This is a genomic window from Collinsella sp. CLA-ER-H8 (genome assembly GCF_040092335.1).
Lineage (GTDB): Bacteria > Actinomycetota > Coriobacteriia > Coriobacteriales > Coriobacteriaceae > Collinsella.
Map to the genome: position 1 here is coordinate 55,956 of NZ_JBBNLU010000004.1, position 18,575 is coordinate 74,530.

Consider the following 18,575-nt stretch of genomic DNA (forward strand, 5'->3'; position numbering starts at 1 on the left):
CGATGATCAATCGCAAGGCCATCGGTTATATCACCGCTAACTACTCTTCGACCTACGGCAGCGTTCTGCTCAAGGATCGCCCCATCGCGTCCGTTCCGTTTTTGGGCCGCTACCGCCTGATCGACTTCCCGCTGTCCAACATGATGAATGCCGGTATTAAGACCGTCGGCGTTGTCATGCCGGGCAACTACCGCTCGCTGATCGACCACGTGGGCTCGGGCAAGGACTGGGGCCTGGACCGCAAGAAGGGCGGCCTGTTCATGGTGCCCGGCAACGCGTATGGCACCACCAAGGGCGGCATGCGCTTCCTGCTGCGCGACATCATCTCCAACAAGACGTTGTTCCAGCGCTCGGACAAGCCCTACGTTGTGATGATGGGCACCAACATCATCTTTAACATGGACCTCAATACTATCATCGACGCGCACGAGAACTCCGGTGCCCAGATGACCGTGGTGTACTGCAAGGCCACGCGCAACGTCGATGACGAGACCAAGCTGCAGATCAACGAGAACGGCCGCCTGACGGGCGTGAGCGCCGGCGTCGTGTACGGCGACAACGCCTCTATGGACTGCTGCATCGTCAACCGCGAGACGCTACTCGAGATCATCGACCACTACCAGGCCGCCGACTATCTGGACCTGCTCGAGGCACTCCAGGGCGACTTTGGCAACATCGACGTGTGCAGCTACGAGTACAAGGGCGAGGTCGTGGGCGTTTTTAGCGAGAAGTCGCTGTATCGCCGCAGCATGGACCTGCTAGACCAGACCGTGGCCGACCAGCTCTTCGACCCCGAGCGTCCGATCCTGACCAAGGCTCACGACGTGCCGCCTTCGCGTTACGCGACCGGCAGCCACGCGTGCAACTCGATCATCTCGGCCGGCTGCATCATCAAGGGCACCGTGCGCAACTCGATCCTGTCGCGCGGCGTTGTGGTCGAGGAAGGCGCCTCGGTGACCAACTCGATCATCAACCAGAGCTGCATCATCAAGAGCGGCGCACGCGTTGAGAACGCCATCCTGGACAAGAACAACATGGTTCCCACCAACACCGAGCTTCGCGGCACGCCCGAGAACATCCTGGTGCTGGGCAAGGCTCCGTTAACTTCCGATACCACCATCGTACGTTAACGTTGGCACCGCAACATCGCTCGTAGCATGCAGAATAGCCGCCCGGTTTGCGCCAGGCGGCTATTCTCGAATAACAACATGGGAGACAATATGGCTGATTCCAGCAAAAAGATGCAGATCGTGTTTGCCTCGGCCGAGTGCGCACCGTTTGTGAAGACCGGTGGCCTGGGCGACGTGGCGGGCTCGCTGCCTGCGGCGCTTGTGCGCGCCGGCGCCGAAGTCATCGTGATGGTGCCCAAGTACGCAACCATCAAAGACGAGTACAAGGCGCAGATGGAGCACTTTGCCGACTTTTACGTGAGCCTAGCCTGGCGCAACGAGTACTGCGGGCTGGAGAAGCTCGAGCACGACGGCGTCACCTATATGTTCATCGACAACGAGCGCTACTTTGCGCGCGACTATCCGTATGGCTTCTTTGATGACGGCGAGCGCTTTGCGTTCTTCTCCAAGGCCATCACCGAGAGCCTGCAGCACCTGCCGGCCGATTTTGAGTGCGACATCCTGCACTGCAATGACTGGCAGACGGCACTGGCGCCCGTGTTCCTGCGCGAGTTCTACCAGGGCCTGCCGCTATACGACCGCGTCAAGACCGTGTTCTCGATCCACAACGTGGCGTTCCAGGGCCAGTTTAGCGACACCGTGATGGAGGACATCCTGGGCGTGGCGCACATTCCGGCGGCCGCCTCGCAGCTGCGTTGCGACGCCTGCAGCATCAACTACATGCTGGGCGCGCTGCGCTATGCCGATGCCATCACCACGGTAAGCCCCACCTATGCCAACGAGATCCAGACGCCCGAGTTTGGCGAGGGCCTGGACGGTGTGCTGCGCGAGCGCTCCTATGCGCTGCAGGGCATTTTGAACGGCATTGACGTGACGGGCTTTGACCCGGCGACCGACAAGCGCATTGCCGCAAACTACACGGTTGAGGACCGTGGGGGCAAGGCCGTGTGCAAGGCTAAGCTGCAGGAAGAGCTGGGGCTCGAGGTTCGCGACGACCGTCCGCTCATGGTGATGGTCACGCGCCTGACGCGTCAGAAGGGCCTGGACCTGGTCATGTACGCGCTCGACCGCATTTTGGCCGGAGGCGTGCAGGTGGCGGTGCTGGGCACCGGCGACCGCGACTACGAGGACGGCCTGCGCTACTTCCAGGACAAGTACCCCGGCACCATGGCCGCACGCATCGAGTTCGACCCGGCGCTGTCACAGCGTATGTATGCCGCCGCCGACATGTTCCTGATGCCTTCGAAGTTTGAGCCCTGCGGCCTGTCGCAGATCATCGCTATGCGCTACGGTACCCTACCCATCGTGCGCGAGACCGGTGGTCTGAAGGACACCGTTATCCCGTATAACGAGTTTACCGGCGAGGGCACGGGCTTCTCGTTTAGCAACTTTAACGGCGACGAGATGGGCGACGCCGTGTTCCGCGCGGCACGCCTGTTCTGGGACAACCGCGATGCCTGGAATCAGCTGGTCACGCAGGCCATGAGCCAGGACTTTAGCTGGACGCGGTCGGCCGACAAGTATCTGGACCTGTACTTCTTTATGCATCCGGAGATCGAGAGACCGGCGGCTGTTGTCGACGAGCCTGTGGTTGTGGCTACGAAGGCTGCAGCCGACCCCGAGCCCAAGGTTGAGGAGAAGCCGGTTGAGGCTGAATCTAAGGCTGAGGCTAAGCCGGCTGCGAAGCCTGCTGCCAAGAAGACGACGACCCGCAAGACGACGGCTAAGAAGGCTACGACAACTAAGGCCGCTGCGACTAAGGTCGCCGCAGCAAAGACGACTGCTACCAAGGCAACGACGACGCGTAAGCGCACGACCGCCGCTGCAAAGAAGGCCGCCGAGGCCGAGGCCGCTCCCGAGGTAAAGGCTGAAGCCGCCGTCGAGGCCAAGCCGGCGGCTAAGGCTCCGGCAAAGACTGCATCCAAGAAGACGACCGCGACCAAGAGCACGACCAAGACCACTGCCGCCAAGAAGGCTACGGCAACCAAGTCGACGACCGCCAAGGCCACTGCAACGAAGCCGGCCGCCAAGGTCGAGGAGACGCCTGCCGAGTCCAAGGTAGAGGCGACCGTCGAGTCCAAGGTAGAGGCGACCGTCGAGGCCAAGGTAGAGGCGACCGTCGAGGCCAAGCCCGCCGCCAAGACCACCACGCGCAAGCGCACGGCGTCAGCCAAGAAGACCACGGCAAAGGCCGCAACTCCCAAGGCAGAGACTAAGACCGCCGCTGCCAAAGAGGAGCCCAAGGCCGAGGTAAAGGCCCAGCCGGTGCCGAAGGCCGCCGAGGTCAAGGCCGCCCCGAAGGCAGAGGCTAAGCCCGAGTCCGCCAAGGAGACCCCGGTCTCCCCCGTCGCTCCGGCAGAGGAAAAGGCTCCGACCAAGAAGACCTCCGTCCGCAAGGCAACGGCCACCCGCAAGCGCCGCTAGCCCGCAGACGATCTAAAACCTAATCAAAACCCTAAACAAGGGGCGCTCCAACCGGGCGCCCCTTCTCTGTAGACAGTTGGTAAAACGATTTTCTAGGACAACCGTTCGCCGATGGTAAACGGATGTTGTTTATACACCCTGTGTACAACAGATATACTTATATCCTGTGCGTAAAGCCCATGGCCCGTAGGCCGTGATTCTATTGAACTGGACCGTACTATGAGATTGATTCACAACAGCCGCCTACCACAGTTTCGCACTCCGTTTGGCGCTGTGACCACTGGAACTTCCGTTGCACTCTCGGTGATTTTGGAGGACGCCGATCCCAACCAGGCAACACTCACCCTGCGTACCTGGGTCGATGAAGTCGGCGAGACCCTAATCCCGATGGAACACGAGGGCGATGGCATTTTTACCGGCGAGCTCAAATGCGCTAACCCGTGTCTTGTGTGGTACAGCTTTATCTGCAATATCGAAGGTCAGCCCGAGGTTCGCCTGGGTGCGCCCCAGGGCCGCACCGGCGGCGAGGGCGTAACCTACAACTACGCCGAGGTGCCGTCCTTCCAGATTACCGTCTATAAGCACCGCGAGAACCGCCCCACCTGGTACGAGCGCGGCATGGTGTACCAGATCTTCCCCGACCGTTACGCCCGTGACGAGCATTGGCGCGAGCGCACAATGGCTCAACTCGAAAAACCGCGCAAGGGCATTCAGCGCCGGATGGTCGAGGACTGGAACGAGCCGCCCGTATACGAGCGCGCCGAGGACGGCTCCATCAAGACCTGGGACTTCTACGGCGGCTCGCTCAAGGGCATCCAGGAAGACCTGCCCCGCATCGCCGAGCTGGGCTTTACGGCCATCTACCTCAACCCCATCTTTGAAGCCGCGAGCAACCACCGCTACGACACGGCCGACTACACCAAGATCGACCCGATCCTGGGCACCGAGCAGGACTTTACCGAGCTGTGTCAGGCAGCCGAGAAGCTGGGCATCTCCATCATCCTGGACGGCGTCTTCAACCACACGGGTGATGACTCGATCTATTTCAACCGCTACGGCAACTACCCCGGCGTGGGCGCCTGGCAGAGCGAGGATTCGCCGTGGCGCGATGCGTTTACCTTCCACGAGGACGGCTCGTACGACTGCTGGTGGGGCGTGGGCAACATGCCAGCCATCAACGAGAAGTCCGAGCTGGTACGCGACAGGCTCTTGGGCAAGGACGGCGTGATCCGCAAATGGCTGCGCGCCGGTGCCCATGGTTGGCGCCTGGACGTCGCCGACGAGCTTTCCGACGACTTCCTGGCCGAGATCAAGAAGGCCGTACTTGCCGAAAAGCCCGACGCACTGTTGCTCGGCGAAGTCTGGGAAGACGCCTCCAATAAGATTAGCTACGGCCATCTGCGCCGCTACCTGCAGGGCTCCGAGCTGGACTCTGCCATGGATTACCCCTTCCGCGACATGGTCATCGGTTTTTTGATGGGCTACAAAAACGCCTACCAGGCAGCCGAGGATATCGAGACCCTGCGCGAGAACTACCCGAGCGAGGCATTGTCCTGCGCGCTCAATCTGCTTTCGAGTCACGACCGTCCGCGCATCATCTCGGTGCTCGGCGGCGGCCCCGACGAGTCGCAGCTGCCCGAGTCTGAGCGCAGCAAATGGCGCCTGGACGAGAATGCGATGGGACTGGCCAAGAGCCGCTTTTGGCTCGCCACGCTCATGCAGATGACGTTCCCCGGCGTGCCTTCGATCTACTACGGCGACGAGTACGGCCTGGAGGGCCTTACCGACCCGGGCAACCGCCGCACCCTGCCGACCAAGGACCAACTGCACGACTTCGATACGCTGGCTATTGTCAAGAACGCCTCCGCCGTACGCCGCGCACTGCCGTTTATGATCGACGGCGAGATCAAGGCCTTCGCGCTCAACGACGAGGTGCTGGCCTACAACCGCACGGGCAAGGATGGCGAGTCCGCGACGGTTATCATCAACCGCAGCCTGCGCAATTCGCACCGCGTGACGATTCCGGCGCTCGGCGAATGTGCGAGTGACGTGATCAGCGGTCACGAGTGCGAAATCCACAACGGTACGGTCACGCTCGATCTGTATCCGCTGGGCTCGTCGATCATCTATCACCATGCCGAGCAGCGCCTGCAGGAGCCGCTCGATCACGGCGCGGGCGTCGTGTGCCATATCACCTCGGTGCCCACCGACGACGGCAAGCCCGGCACGATCGGCGCACCCACGCGTCGCTTTATCGACCACCTGGCCGCTATGGGCATGCGCTACTGGCAGGTCCTGCCTGTCAACCCGACGGACTTCTTCCGCTCCCCTTACGCTGGACCTTCGGCCTTTGCGGGCAATATTGACCTGCTGCCCGAGAGCCAAGAGGAGCTGGCGGCCGACTTTGAGACCTGGAAGGCTCGTGGCGGCGAGGATGCAGACCCGCTCTACACGGCGTTTAAGCATCGCAACGCCGATTGGCTCGAGAAGTACTGCGTCTACATGGCCGTCAAAAAGTACTTTGAAGGCGAATCGCGTCACGATTGGCCGGCGGATGTCGCACGCTATAACGAGCATCTGATTGACGACAAGCGTTTTCACGACGAGGCAGAGCTGCAAGCGTACATGCAGTACCGCTTTGACCTGGCCTGGTGCGAGCTCATGAACTACGCGCACAAGAAGGGCATCGAGGTCATCGGCGACATTCCTATGTACGTTTCGGACGATTCGGCAGACGCATGGAGTGAGCCCGAGAACTTCTGGCTGTCCGATACCGGCAAGGCGATTGAGATTTCTGGCGCGCCCCCCGACAATTTTGCGCCCGAGGGCCAGGTGTGGGGCAACCCCACCTTCCGTTGGGATCACATGAAGGAGAACGGCTACCGCTGGTGGATGGACCGTCTGCGTCGCGCGTTCTCGCTCTACGACCGCGTGCGCCTAGACCACTTCCTGGGATTCCACAGCTACTTTAGCATTCCCGCGGGCAAGGCTTGCGCCGACGGTCGCTGGCTGGCGGGCCCGGGCAAGGACCTGTTCCAGACTGCCTATGACGAGCTGGGTCCGCTCAACTTTATCGCCGAGGACCTAGGCTACCTGACGCCCGGAGTTCGCGCCATGGCTTCGACTTGCGGCTTCCCCGGTATGGACGTGCTGGAGTTTAGCGATTACGACGTCCGTTGCGGTGTGCATCCCACGCCGGGAAAGATTCTGTACACCTCGACGCACGACACGTCGACGCTTGCCGGTTGGTGCACGCGCTCCTTTGCGGGCGGCGACGAACCGAGCGGTGTTGAGGTGGCGGCCAGGCTGATGGGCGACGCGCTGGCAAGTGATGCTCCCCTCGTGATGATGCCGCTGCAGGATGTCCTGGGGCTGGGCGACGACGCGCGCATGAACGTACCGGGCGTGGCCACGGGCAACTGGACGTGGCAGGCCGATGAGGCCGACGTTGCGGCCGCCGAGGGCAAAACTGCGCAGCTCCTGCGCAACACCCATAGATTCTGGGGCGAAGCGTGATAAAACCCCCGATATAGGGTACAGTTACAGCTGTTTGAATTTATGCGGGCAGAGCGATCTGCCCGCTTTGTGCTGAAAAGGAAGTATTATGGCGCGCTACGATTACAAGTGCTCGAGCTGCGGCAACGTGTTTGAGGTTGAGCATCCCATGTCCGAGACCCCCGAGGTCGTGTGCCCGAGCTGCGGCGCCCCGGCGGCCAAGACGTTCTCGGCCAGCGGCATCAAGTTTGAAGGCAGCGGCTTCTACAACACCGACCAGCGAAGCGGTGGTTCCAGCACCAACGCCACCAGCGGCTGCTGCGCCAATTGCCCGCACAACCACTAGAGACAAGCGGTCCCGCCACCCAGGTTTCGTTATGAGTTGCGGTGAAATAGTTCCTGAATCAGCCCATCCAACGGCCAAACAGGAACCATTTCACCGCAACTTTTCTTTAGATTGGATTTCGGGATGATGCTAAGTTTGTAACATTTCAAAACTCTGCCGGATTACGGGGCTGAATTGACAACCTCTATCCATTCCGGTAATTGGCTAATTTCAACAAGCCATCTACCTGCGGTTTTATTTAGGCCATTTTTGCTGTGGTCGAGCATCACCAATCTAGCCCAGTAATCCGCCCTACTTTTGATAGCAGTAAGTAGGAACGGGGCTATTTTTCCCACTCTTTACCGCTATTGCGATCTCCGCTCGCACGACCTTCTGAGTTGCGGTGAAATAAGGACTATTTGGCGGGTAGATGCCGCTATTCAATCCCTATTTCACCGCAACTTAGTAGTTACTTGTGGATCAGGCGGGCGCAGAAGTGGCCGTCGTAGGAGTCGGCGTTTACCGGCACGCTTTGGAAGAGGCCTCGATCGTTCTGGCGCACGGCGACAAGCTTCTTGGCCTGCGCGAAATCGGGAAGCTGCAGAATCTGGGCTTCGGAGAGCGGCGCCACGGTAAAGCCGGCGCCCTCGGGAGAGGCTAGGAAGGCATCCACGACCTGCGTGTTCTCTTCGTCAAAAACCGAGCAGGTGGCATAGATAAGCTCACCGCCGGCAGCAACGCGCGCGGCTGCTTCCTTGAGCATCGTCAGCTGTAGCTTGGGCAGCTCGGTCGTAACGTCGTTCTCGGTCAGACGCCACGGTATCTCGGGGTGACGGCGCATGGTACCGGTGCCCGAGCACGGCGCATCGATAAACACCGTGTCGAACAGGGCGGGCTCGCCAAGCATCGCGTCAAAGGACGTAAGCACCTCATTGAGCTCGCAGGCATCGCCCGACACCGTACGAACACCCGTAATACCCGCCTTATACAGGCGCGCGAGATTCTGATCGCACTTACGATCGTGCAGATCGAGCGCGGTATGCTGACGCTCATACCCGGCACGTTTGGCCTGGCACATCATCACATAGGTCTTGGTGCCGCGGCCGGCACCAATCTCCAAGCAACGCCCGGGACGTGTCGCCGCAGTAGCGATAAGCTGAGCGTTAAGGTCCGAGGCAACGGCAGCGGCGCGTTCAAACACGCCGGACGCAACCGTAACCTGAGCATCGACCGGAGCATGGCAGCCCGGAAAGACAGGCGCAACGAGCTGCGAGATATACGGGTCGGCCTTGGTCGCAAACGCATTCTCGTGCAGTGCAAGCGGCGCGGGAGCCAGATTACCGGCAAAGTTCAGCGCGCCCTCGGGCGTATCGAACGAGGCCATAATACGAGCGCACAGCCAGCGAGGAAGACCCATCAGACGAGAAAGACGAACCAAACGGCGCTCGGACTCATCAACGTCGGATGCTGCGGCAAAGTCCTCAACGTTGTCCGCAACCTTGTGCAGCACCGCGTTAGCCAGGCCCGCGGCAGACTTAGCACCGCTGCGCACCAGCTCAACACCCTGACTTACGGCAACGCGGCCCGGCGTATGCAGATAGAGCATCTCGAAGGCCGAGATGCGAAGCGCCATGCGAACGCGCGGCGCGACCTTTTTGGGCTTATCCAAAAACTGGTCGAGCAACTCATCCAAAATACCCTGAGTGGCGGCAACACCGAGCGCCAAACGCGCGGCAAAAGCGGAATCGCGCTGGTCAATGGCCTTGGCGGAAGCACGGGAAGACAACACGTCGCGTGCGTACATACCGCGACGATCGGCCTCCATCAACACATCGAGCGCAAGCTTGCGCGCGGGAGACAACTTGCTCATGACAGTACACCCCACGTAAGGTCGACACCCTGCAGGCCGGCAGCCCAGGCAGAAGCAGCCATGGCACGCTTGCCATCGGGCTTAACCTCGAGCAGTTCAACCGCGCCATCGGAAAGGCCCAGATAAACACGCTTGCTCTTGACGGCAACAACGCCCTCGCCAAGCGACACATCGGCCGGCGCAGCATCGAGCACGCGAACTGTCTTGCCGGCAATCACACAACGGGCAGGCGCGGTATCGGACGAAGCGAGCACATGACGCACGCAATCGAGCGCTGCCATCTGTGGATCCAAGCGCATCTCTTGCTTGGAAATCTTGGCAGCATGCGTGACGAGGGACTCATCCTGCTCGGTCCAAACAGCCGAGCCATCGGCAAGCGAGGGAAGCGTATCGGCAAGCAACTTACCGCCAAGCTCACCAAGCTCCATCGTAAGCGCCTCAGCATGCTTACCGGCAACCGACGTAGACGCCTGGGCGCAATAAGCGCCCGTATCCACGCCATGCCCAATGCGCATAATGGAAACGCCAGCAACCTCATCACCAGCAAGAATGGCACGCTGAATGGGAGCAGCGCCACGCCAACGAGGCAGCAGCGAAGCATGAACATTCACAATACCAAGTGGTGCCATATGCAGCACCTCATCAGGCAAAATGCAACCATAGGCAGCCACACAGAAAATATCAGCCTGAGCAGCCTGGAGCGCCTCAACAACCTCAGGCGTCATACGATTGGCCTCAACAACGGGCAACCCCAGCTCAAGCGCCTTGGCCTTAACAGGAGAAGGCTCAAGCTTCTTACCACGCCCACGAACAGCATCGGGACGCGTAATGACAAGCGCAATCTCATTGCCAGCCGCAACAAGCAAAGTCAGCGAAGGCACAGCAAAATCAGGCGTACCCATAAACACAATACGCATAAAGAACGTCTCCCCTCAACCAAAGCCGAGACGGCTACAAATAACAGCGGAAAGCCAAGTACCCAGCCCATCCGCAATAACAATTCAACAAGAACAAATATACCCAAAACCAAAGAAAGAGCCGCAATAAAAGCAGCTCTTCCAACAAAGCAATTATCAGCGAAGACGCCCCTCCCTGGCCCGACGGCACCCGGGCGAAGAGGAGCACGAAAACGCAGTCCCCTTCCACCGCAGGGCTTAGGTTATTGCTCCACGCGCAGTTCCGCACGAGCCGAAGAGCACTTAATGTGCTCTTCGTGCGAGCAGGACTGTTTGAGCATGGAGCAAAACCTAAGCCCTGCGGTGGAAGGGGACGGACAAACCTACTCCGTCTCGCCCGGACGAGCGCCGCGGGCCAGGGCGTCCTGGTACTCCTTGACGGCCTTGATCCTCTGCATCGGCTTGAGTCGCTCGAACATGGTATTGCCGTGCAGGTGATCGATCTCGTGCTGCAGGCACACGCAGAACAGATCGCCTGTGGCCTCGTAGCGAATCAGGTTGGCATCCAGGTCATACGCCTCGACGACAACGTGATCGGGACGCTCGATCTCGCAGCTAATGCCAGGGATGGAAAGACAGCCCTCGCTAAACGGCACCAGATGGTCGCTCTGCTCAACAATGACAGGGTTGATGAGCACATACGGGTCATAGTCATTTTTGTCGCTGTAATCGCAGTCGATGGTGACGAGTTGAATGAGCTCGCCGATCTGCGGGGCAGCCAGGCCGCAACCGCCGTTGTCGAACATCATCTTCTTCATCTTCTCGGCAAGCGCCTCGATCGCCGGGGTGATCTCCTCGATGACGGCGCACTCCTGGCGCAGACGAGGGTCGGGCGACAGTACGATTCCGTTGGCTTCCATGGCCATCCTTTCGGGTTGTTACATCAAATCATAGGCGTCGACGTCAACGCTCACGCTCACGCCGCGCACGGAGCCCACCTCTTTGAGGCAGGCGTAGATATCATCAGAGACATGGTACCCTACCGGCGACTTAACAAGCAGATGGAAGCGGTAACGGTCCTTGGCTCTCTCGATTACACACGAAGCCGGACCAAGCACCTGGGGCACGGCGCTCCCCGCCCGCAAAAAGTCGGGCGCGGCGGCATGCCAGCGACGCTTGAGGAGCTTCGCGATGCGACCGATGTAGTCCCGTGCGTCATCAGCATTCGTCGACCATGCCAAGATGTTGGCCAGGCGCACGAACGGCGGATACAGGGCATCGCGGCGCTGGTCCAGGTCGTAGTCGGTAAAGATCGAGCGGTCGTGCTCGGCGACGGCGCGAATGACCGGGTCCTCGGGCAGGTAGGTCTGGATGATAACCTCACCGGGGCGATCGCCGCGTCCGGCGCGGCCGGCAACCTGCTCCAGCAGATCGTAGGCGCGCTCCCCTGCTCTAAAATCGGGCAGCTTCAGCGCAAAGTCGGCATTGACCACGCCCACGAGCGTGACCTCAGGAAAGTCGAGGCCCTTGGCGATCATCTGGGTGCCCAGCAACACGGCGCAATCGGCCGCATCGAACTGCTCGAGCAGCTTTTTGTGCGCGTCCTTGCCGCGCGTGGAATCGGCGTCCATGCGAATGATGGCAACGTCGTCGGGCAGCATCTGGTGCAGTGCGTCCTCGATCTGTTGCGTACCCAGGCCCATTTTTGCCAGGTAGCGACTGCCGCATTTGGGACAACGACTCGTGGGCGCCGGATAGGGCTGCACGCGCCAGGACGATCCGCAGGTGTGGCACTGCAGCGTGTGCGTGCGCTCGTGGTACGTGAGCGCGGTGGAGCAGTGGTTGCAGCTGGGCACGCAGCCGCACTCGCGGCACATCAAGAACGGCGCAAAACCGCGGCGGTTGTGCAGCAACACGGCCTTCTCGCGGCGCTCGACTACGCGCTCCAGGCCTTCCATCAGCGGTTTAGAGAACATGGAGCGACTGCCATGTGCGAACTCGCGGCGCAGATCGGCAATGCGAACCGTAGGCAAAACGGCGTGCCCCGGGCGTTCGGGCATCTCGACGCGCGTCCAGGTAGCACCGTTATACGTGCCACGGCGGCAGCGGTCGAGGGCCTCGGCAGAAGGCGTGGCGGAGCCCAACACGAGCGGACACCGATAGCGGCGCGCCATCTCGGCAGCCACCTCGCGCGCATGGTAGCGCGGGCTGGAACCCTGCTTATAGCTGGTCTCGTGCTCCTCGTCGATGATGATGAGACCAAGGTCACTGAGCGGGCAAAAAAGCGCCGAGCGGGCGCCAACAACCACGCGGGCCGCACCGCTGGCGACCATATCCCACTGGTCCAGGCGCTCGCCGGCCGAAAGGCGCGAATGGAACACAGCGACCGTCTCGCCAAAGCGCGAGCGGAAGCGGCCGACGGTCTGGGCCGTCAGCGAGATCTCGGGCACCAGCACGCAGGCCGAACGGCCGGCTGCCAGCACGCGCTCAATCGCCGAGAGGTAGACCTCGGTTTTGCCGGAACCGGTAACGCCATCGACGAGCACCACATCACCGTGAGCGTCCAGGCGTGCGCGCTCAATCTGCGCGAGGGCCTGCCGCTGGCCGTTGGTGAGAGCCAGCGGGGCCTTGCCGCTCGCCGAGGACAGCGTGGTCTGCTCGCTGCAGCCACGCCAGGCGCGGCGCTCCTCCACCACCACGACGCCGCGTTTTTCGAGCGCCTTGATGGTCGCCGACATACTGTTGTAGAGCAGGTTGAGGTCGCGCGTCGTGACCGGGCCGCATTGGAGCGCCTCGATGAGCTGACGCTGGCGAACGGCGGTCTTGGGCGGCGTGTAGTCGAAACCCTCGGGCGTGAGCATGACCCAGCGATTTTGGATGGGTTTGACGGCGGGGCGTTCAACGGTCCACACGCCGTCATCGCCCTTGACAACGCGCGGGCTTCCACCCGGGGGCAAGAACAGGCGCAGGCACTCGGAAAGCGTTGCGACGTACTCGCGGCTCATCCAGCGCGCAATGCGTGCCGCCTCGGCGGTAAAGAGCGGCTTGCTGAGGATGGCCTCGATAGGCTTGATGCGCGCGGGATCGAGAGCGTCGTTACCTTGCAGGTCGGCCAGCTCAGGCGCGATGTCGACGATGTAGCCCGCAGCCGCACGGTTGCCAAAATGGACTAGAACGGTGGAGCCGATCTGAGCATCGTTGGCAAGGGACTGCGGAATGCCATAGGCAAACAGCTCGGACAGCGCACGGGTCGGGATGTCGAGAACTACGCTCGCATAGGCGGCGACAGGCTCGGGTGCGGGCTCGGGCTGCGCCGGAGCGGCGACAGGGGCCGCAGACTTCGGAGTCTCCTCCGGTTCCGGCGAACCAAACAGCGAAAGTTGCTCGGCCATGGCCCCAACACCTCCTATCCCATACGTCTACAGAAACAAGAGCCCCGCTCGGGGTGAACGGGGCTCGGATACATGCGTTTACGCAGCTGCTACAGCGCCATCGTGCGGGCGCGGTCGATGCGCGCCAGGCAGTCGTCGCGACCGACGAGCGCCATGGTCTCGCCCAGCGGGGGGCTCACCATGTTGCCGCAGACGGCGACGCGCACGGCCTGGAACACCACGCGCTTCTTGAGGTCCATCTGCTCGGGCAGCGGCTCAAGCGCGGCGTCGATGTTGGCGGCCGTCCAGTCGTCCACGCCCTCGAGCGCGGCCTTGGCGGCATCCAGAATGGCGCCCATGCCTTCCTTGGCCAGGCCCTTGTTGACAGACTTCTCATCATACTCGAGCGTCTCGGCCGTGGCAAAGATGGGAGCTGCGACTGTCACGGCGTCGGCCGGCATCTTGGTGCGCGGCTTGACGATGGCGGCAAGCGCGTCGATCCAGTCCTCGCCGTACTCGACGTTGCCCTCGATGAGGCCTGCTTCGTGTAGCTCGGGGACCATGATCTCGTCGGCAAACTGGGCGTCGGACATGCCGTTGATGTACTCGGCATTGACCCAGTCGAGCTTCTTGGGGTCGAAGGTCGCCGGGTTCTTGGAGATGCGCTCGAGCGAGAACTTGCTGGCCAGGACGTCGCGCGGGATGATCGTGGTCTCGCCGTCGAGCGACCAGCCGAGCAGCGCCAGGTAGTTGACGAAAGCATCGGACAGGTAACCGGCGTCGCGGTACTCCTCCACCGAGGTGGCGCCGTGGCGCTTGGAGAGCTTCTTGCCGTCGGCGCCCAGGATCATGGAGATGTGGGCGAACGTGGGCACGGGCGCGCCGAGGGCCTCGTAGACCATGACCTGGCGCGGGGTGTTGGACAGATGGTCGTCGCCGCGGATGACGTGGGTGATCTTCATCATGGCGTCGTCGACGACGGTCGCGAAGTTATACGTGGGCGTGCCGTCGGAGCGGAAGATGACAAAGTCGTCGAGCTCCTTGGCGTCGAAGGTCACCTCGCCGTGGACGGCGTCGTGGATGACGACGTCGCCGCGGTCCTCGGGCACCTTGATGCGCAGGACGTAGGACTCGCCGGCCTCGATGCGGCGGCGTGCCTCCTCGGGATCAAGATCGCGGCAGCGGCGCTGGTAGCCCTGGAAGGGGTCCTTGCGCTCCTGGGCGGCCTTGCGGTCGGCGTCGAGCTGCTCCTTGGTGCAGAAGCAGGGATAGGCCTTGCCCTCGTCCCAGAGCTTCTGGGCGGCCTGCTTGTACAGGTCCAGACGCTCGGTCTGTGCGTAGGGGCCATAGTCGCCGCCCACCTCGGGACCCTCGTCCCAGTCCAAGCCCAGCCAACGCATGGCGCGCAGGATGATCTGCGTGTTCTCGTCGGTGGAACGGGTGGGGTCGGTGTCGTCGATGCGCAGGATGAACGTGCCGCCGTTTGCGCGGGCGAAAGCCCAGTTATAGATAGCGGTGCGGGCGCCGCCGATGTGCAGCTTGCCCGTGGGTGAGGGTGCAAAGCGGACGCGAACGTCTGATGCCATGGAAATCTCCTCGATTGCAGGATGGATGTCTAACCGCATCAGTATAAAGCAACAAAGCAACCTCCGCACAAAGGGCACCGACCCACTCATTGGGGACAGACTTAAATGACCAGTCGTTGGAGACGTTCTTAGTTTAAGGCTGGTCATTTATGTCTGTCCCCAATGAGTAGGTGCGGAAAGGGTGTGAATGTTTGATTTACGCGCTATGATGTGCCCTTGCATAGAGAGCCCGGCGGAATGGTAACGGTCGCCGGGACACGTTTTTGAAAGGACAATCATGTCAGAAGAACTTCGTTCCATCCCGCCCCAACACGGGTCCTTTGTTTTTACGTCGGAGTCGGTGACCGAAGGTCATCCCGATAAGATCGCTGACCAGATCAGCGACGCCGTCCTCGACGCAATCCTCGCCAAAGAAATAGAGCTCCAGGAGCAGGGCTACATCGCCCCCAACGGCGTGCCTGCCAACGTGGAGAACGTCCGCTGCGCCTGCGAGACCCTCGTGACCACCGGCACCGTCATCGTCGCCGGCGAGATTCGCACCCAGGCCTACGTAGACGTTCAGGAAATCGCCCGTGGCGTTATCCGCCGCATTGGCTACAACCGTGCCAAGTTCGGTTTTGACTGCGACACCTGCGGCGTCATGAGCCTCATCCACGAGCAGTCGCCCGATATCGCCCAAGGCGTTGACGAGTCCTTCGAGACCCAGACCGGCGCTACCACCGACCCGATCGACCTGATCGGTGCCGGCGACCAGGGCATGATGTTCGGATATGCCTCCAACGAGACCAAGACCCTCATGCCCATGCCGCACTACCTGGCAAGCCGCCTGGCCGAGCGCCTGGCCGCCGTGCGCCACGACGGTACCCTGCCCTATCTGCGTCCCGACGGCAAGACCCAGGTCACCGTGCGCTACGAGGAAGGCAAGCCCGTCGAGGTCACGACCATCGTCATCTCCACGCAGCACGCCGCCGAGATCGAGGACATGGGCAAGATCAAGGCCGACCTCATCGAGCACGTCATCACCCCGGTCATGGCCGCCGAGAACATGCCGTGGGATAACGCGGACATCTACGTGAACCCCACCGGTCGCTTTGTCGTGGGCGGTCCCATGGGCGACACGGGCCTCACCGGCCGCAAGATCATCGTCGACACCTACGGCGGCTACGGCCGTCACGGCGGCGGTGCCTTTAGCGGAAAGGACTGCACCAAGGTTGACCGCTCCGCCGCGTATGCCGCGCGCTGGGTCGCCAAGAACGTGGTCGCCGCCGGTCTGGCCGACCGCTGCGAGGTCGAGCTTGCCTACGCCATCGGCGTTTCCAAGCCTCTTTCAATCATGGTCGACACCTTCGGTACCGCGCATGTTGCCGAGGCCAAGATCGTTGAAGCCGTAGAGAAGACCTTCGACCTGCGCCCGGGCGCAATCATCCGCGACCTAGACCTGCGCCGCCCCATCTACGAAAAGACGGCAGCCTACGGTCACTTCGGCCGAGAAGACGCCGACTTCACCTGGGAAAAAACCGACCGAGTCGAAGAGCTAAAAGCAGCCTGCGGCCTGTAATTAAGAACCGCCAAGGTCACAACACGCACACGCTTTCAAAAGAAGTACCGGTCCCAACCGGTACTTCTTTTTTATTAATCCGGTGATGAAGATGTTTCGATATTAGCCTACGCTGCGTCCCCAGCTAATGAATTTTGGAGCACACGCGCCTCTACCATGTATCCTTAGTCCCGAGGGGCGGGGCATAAGGTCGATCGCGAGTTCCGCACGAGCCGGAGGCCACTTAATGTGGCCTCCGTGCGAGCAGGACTGTCCGAGCAGGCGACCTTATGCCCCGCCCCTCGGGACGACGGGATAGATAAGGAGCATCCATGGCAGGCAAGCCGCAAACACTAGCTACGACCTCGGCATTCGAGATATTGGGCCCCGTCATGGTCGGCCCCAGCTCGTCGCACACCGCCGGCGCCCTGCGCTGCGCACAGGTTGCCGCCAGCCTGCTGGAAGGTCGCATCACCAAGGTCACCTTTGGCCTGTGGAACTCCTTCGCCCACACCTACCGCGGTCACGGCACCGACCGTGCGCTCGTCGCGGGCATCCTGGGCCTCGACACCGATGACGAGAATATCAAGCAGGCCTTCGACCTCGCTCGCGAGCAGGGCCTCGAATATCACTTTGACATCAAGGGCGACGACGCCTCCATCCACCCCAATACCGTCGATATCGACATGGTCGACGACACGGGCGCCACGGCTCAGGTCCGCGGCGAGAGCCTGGGCGGCGGCAAGATGCGCATCAGCCGCATTAACGGCGTCGGCGTCGACATCTCGGGCATGTATTCCACGCTCTTCGTGGCGCACAAGGACGTCCCCGGTGTACTCGCCGCGCTCACCAACCTGCTCGCCTACGCCCACGTGAACATCGCATTCTGCCGCACCTACCGCACCGAAGTGGGCGGCCAGGCCTACTCCGTCTTTGAGACCGACGGCGCGCCCGACGACACCGTTATCCCGATGCTACGCAAGCTCGACAATGTTGATTACGCGACCTTTATCGAGCTCCCCGGTTCTGCCTCGTCGCTCTCTCCCGGCGTCTCGGCCAAGGAAATCTTCGACGACGGCGAGCAGCTGCTCGATGCGTGCGAGGAAATGGGGCTCAGCATCGGCGCCGTCATGGCCGTTCGTGAGGCGCGTCTGACCGGCGAGGCCCACGCCGTCGCCGCCATGCGCCGCGTGCTCGACGTCATGCGCGAGGAGACCACGGCCCCCCTCGCCAATCCGCAGCGCTCGCTCGGTGGGCTAATCGGCGGCGAGGCCAAACTCGTCGATGCCACCAGCCGCAACGATTTGAGTGCAAGCCTGATGGGAGTCGTCCAGACCGACGCCGTGGCCCGCGCAATGGCCGTGCTCGAGCGCTCCGCCACGATGGGTGTGATCGTCGCAGCTCCGACGGCAGGATCCGCGGGTGTTGTGCCCGGCTGCGTGCTGGCGCTTGCCGATCGCCTGCAGCTCGACGACGAGCAAGTCATGGACGCGCTCTACTGCGCAGCCGCCATCGGCCTCAACCTCACCACGAGCGCCTGCGTCGCCGGCGCCGAGGGTGGCTGTCAAGCCGAGGTGGGAAGCGCCGCCGCCATGGCAGCCGCCGCGCTGGTGCAGATACTCGGCGGCACGCCCGAGCAGGCGCTCGATGCCAGTTCCATCGCGCTGAGTAACCTGCTGGGCCTCGTTTGTGACCCCGTCGGTGGCCTCGTGGAGGTGCCCTGCCAAAACCGCAACGCCATCGGCGTGGCAGCGGCCTTTAGCTCGGCACAACTCGCCCTCGCAGGCATTAAGAGCCTGGTGCCGTTTGACCAGATGGCACATGTCATGCTCTCGGTGGGTCACGCGTTGCCGGCCACGCTGCGCGAGACGGCAAAGGGCGGCATCGCGCAGGCTCCGGCCGCACTTTCGGCCTGTGCAAAATGCGGTGTGTGCGGATAGC

11 protein-coding genes are annotated in these 18,575 nt (G+C 61.9%); 6 read left to right on the plus strand and 5 right to left on the minus strand.

Going from position 1 to position 18,575, the window contains the following annotated elements; all coding sequences use genetic code 11:
* The first annotated feature begins 2 nt into the window (after positions 1-2).
* The 4 genes from glgD (at position 3) to AAAX72_RS03715 (ending at position 7,395) form a co-directional block, all read left to right on the plus strand.
* Positions 3-1,130, plus strand: coding sequence for a glucose-1-phosphate adenylyltransferase subunit GlgD (gene glgD, locus AAAX72_RS03700; protein WP_349129091.1), 1,128 nt, complete (start codon positions 3-5; stop codon positions 1,128-1,130).
* Between the two features lie 90 nt (positions 1,131-1,220).
* Positions 1,221-3,554 (plus strand): glycogen synthase GlgA, encoded by a 2,334-nt coding sequence (glgA, locus tag AAAX72_RS03705; protein ID WP_349129093.1) that lies wholly within the window; start codon positions 1,221-1,223, stop codon positions 3,552-3,554.
* Between the two features lie 219 nt (positions 3,555-3,773).
* Positions 3,774-7,070 (plus strand): 4-alpha-glucanotransferase, encoded by a 3,297-nt coding sequence (locus AAAX72_RS03710; RefSeq protein ID WP_349129094.1) that lies wholly within the window; start codon positions 3,774-3,776, stop codon positions 7,068-7,070.
* A gap of 88 nt (positions 7,071-7,158) precedes the next feature.
* The gene (locus AAAX72_RS03715) at positions 7,159-7,395 is read left to right on the plus strand and encodes an FmdB family zinc ribbon protein (RefSeq protein WP_195192825.1); all 237 of its coding nucleotides are present in this window, start codon (positions 7,159-7,161) and stop codon (positions 7,393-7,395) included.
* 448 nt (positions 7,396-7,843) lie between these two features.
* Here the strand turns inward: AAAX72_RS03715 and AAAX72_RS03720 are convergent, their stop codons facing one another.
* The 5 genes from AAAX72_RS03720 to gltX form a co-directional block, all read right to left on the minus strand.
* Positions 7,844-9,244 (minus strand): transcription antitermination factor NusB, encoded by a 1,401-nt coding sequence (locus tag AAAX72_RS03720; protein WP_349129096.1) that lies wholly within the window; start codon positions 9,242-9,244, stop codon positions 7,844-7,846.
* Positions 9,241-10,161 carry a methionyl-tRNA formyltransferase gene (fmt, locus tag AAAX72_RS03725; RefSeq protein WP_349129098.1) on the minus strand — a complete coding sequence of 307 codons (921 nt, stop codon included), beginning with the start codon at positions 10,159-10,161 and terminating at the stop codon, positions 9,241-9,243. Before fmt ends, AAAX72_RS03720 begins: the two co-directional genes overlap by 4 nt.
* A gap of 362 nt (positions 10,162-10,523) precedes the next feature.
* The gene (def, locus tag AAAX72_RS03730; RefSeq protein ID WP_055250379.1) at positions 10,524-11,060 is read right to left on the minus strand and encodes a peptide deformylase; all 537 of its coding nucleotides are present in this window, start codon (positions 11,058-11,060) and stop codon (positions 10,524-10,526) included.
* A gap of 18 nt (positions 11,061-11,078) precedes the next feature.
* Complete coding sequence (gene priA, locus AAAX72_RS03735; protein WP_349129099.1) at positions 11,079-13,532, minus strand: primosomal protein N'; 2,454 nt, start codon at positions 13,530-13,532, stop codon at positions 11,079-11,081.
* Between the two features lie 89 nt (positions 13,533-13,621).
* Complete coding sequence (gene gltX, locus AAAX72_RS03740) at positions 13,622-15,097, minus strand: glutamate--tRNA ligase (RefSeq protein ID WP_349129100.1); 1,476 nt, start codon at positions 15,095-15,097, stop codon at positions 13,622-13,624.
* Between the two features lie 277 nt (positions 15,098-15,374).
* On the opposite strand from gltX, the gene metK reads away from it, so the two are divergent.
* Entirely contained in the window at positions 15,375-16,655 is a 1,281-nt protein-coding gene (gene metK / locus AAAX72_RS03745) for a methionine adenosyltransferase (RefSeq protein ID WP_349129101.1), read from the plus strand.
* 311 nt (positions 16,656-16,966) lie between these two features.
* Positions 16,967-18,574, plus strand: coding sequence for an L-serine ammonia-lyase, iron-sulfur-dependent, subunit alpha (sdaAA, locus tag AAAX72_RS03750; protein ID WP_349129102.1), 1,608 nt, complete (start codon positions 16,967-16,969; stop codon positions 18,572-18,574).
* Position 18,575: the final 1 nt, after the last annotated feature.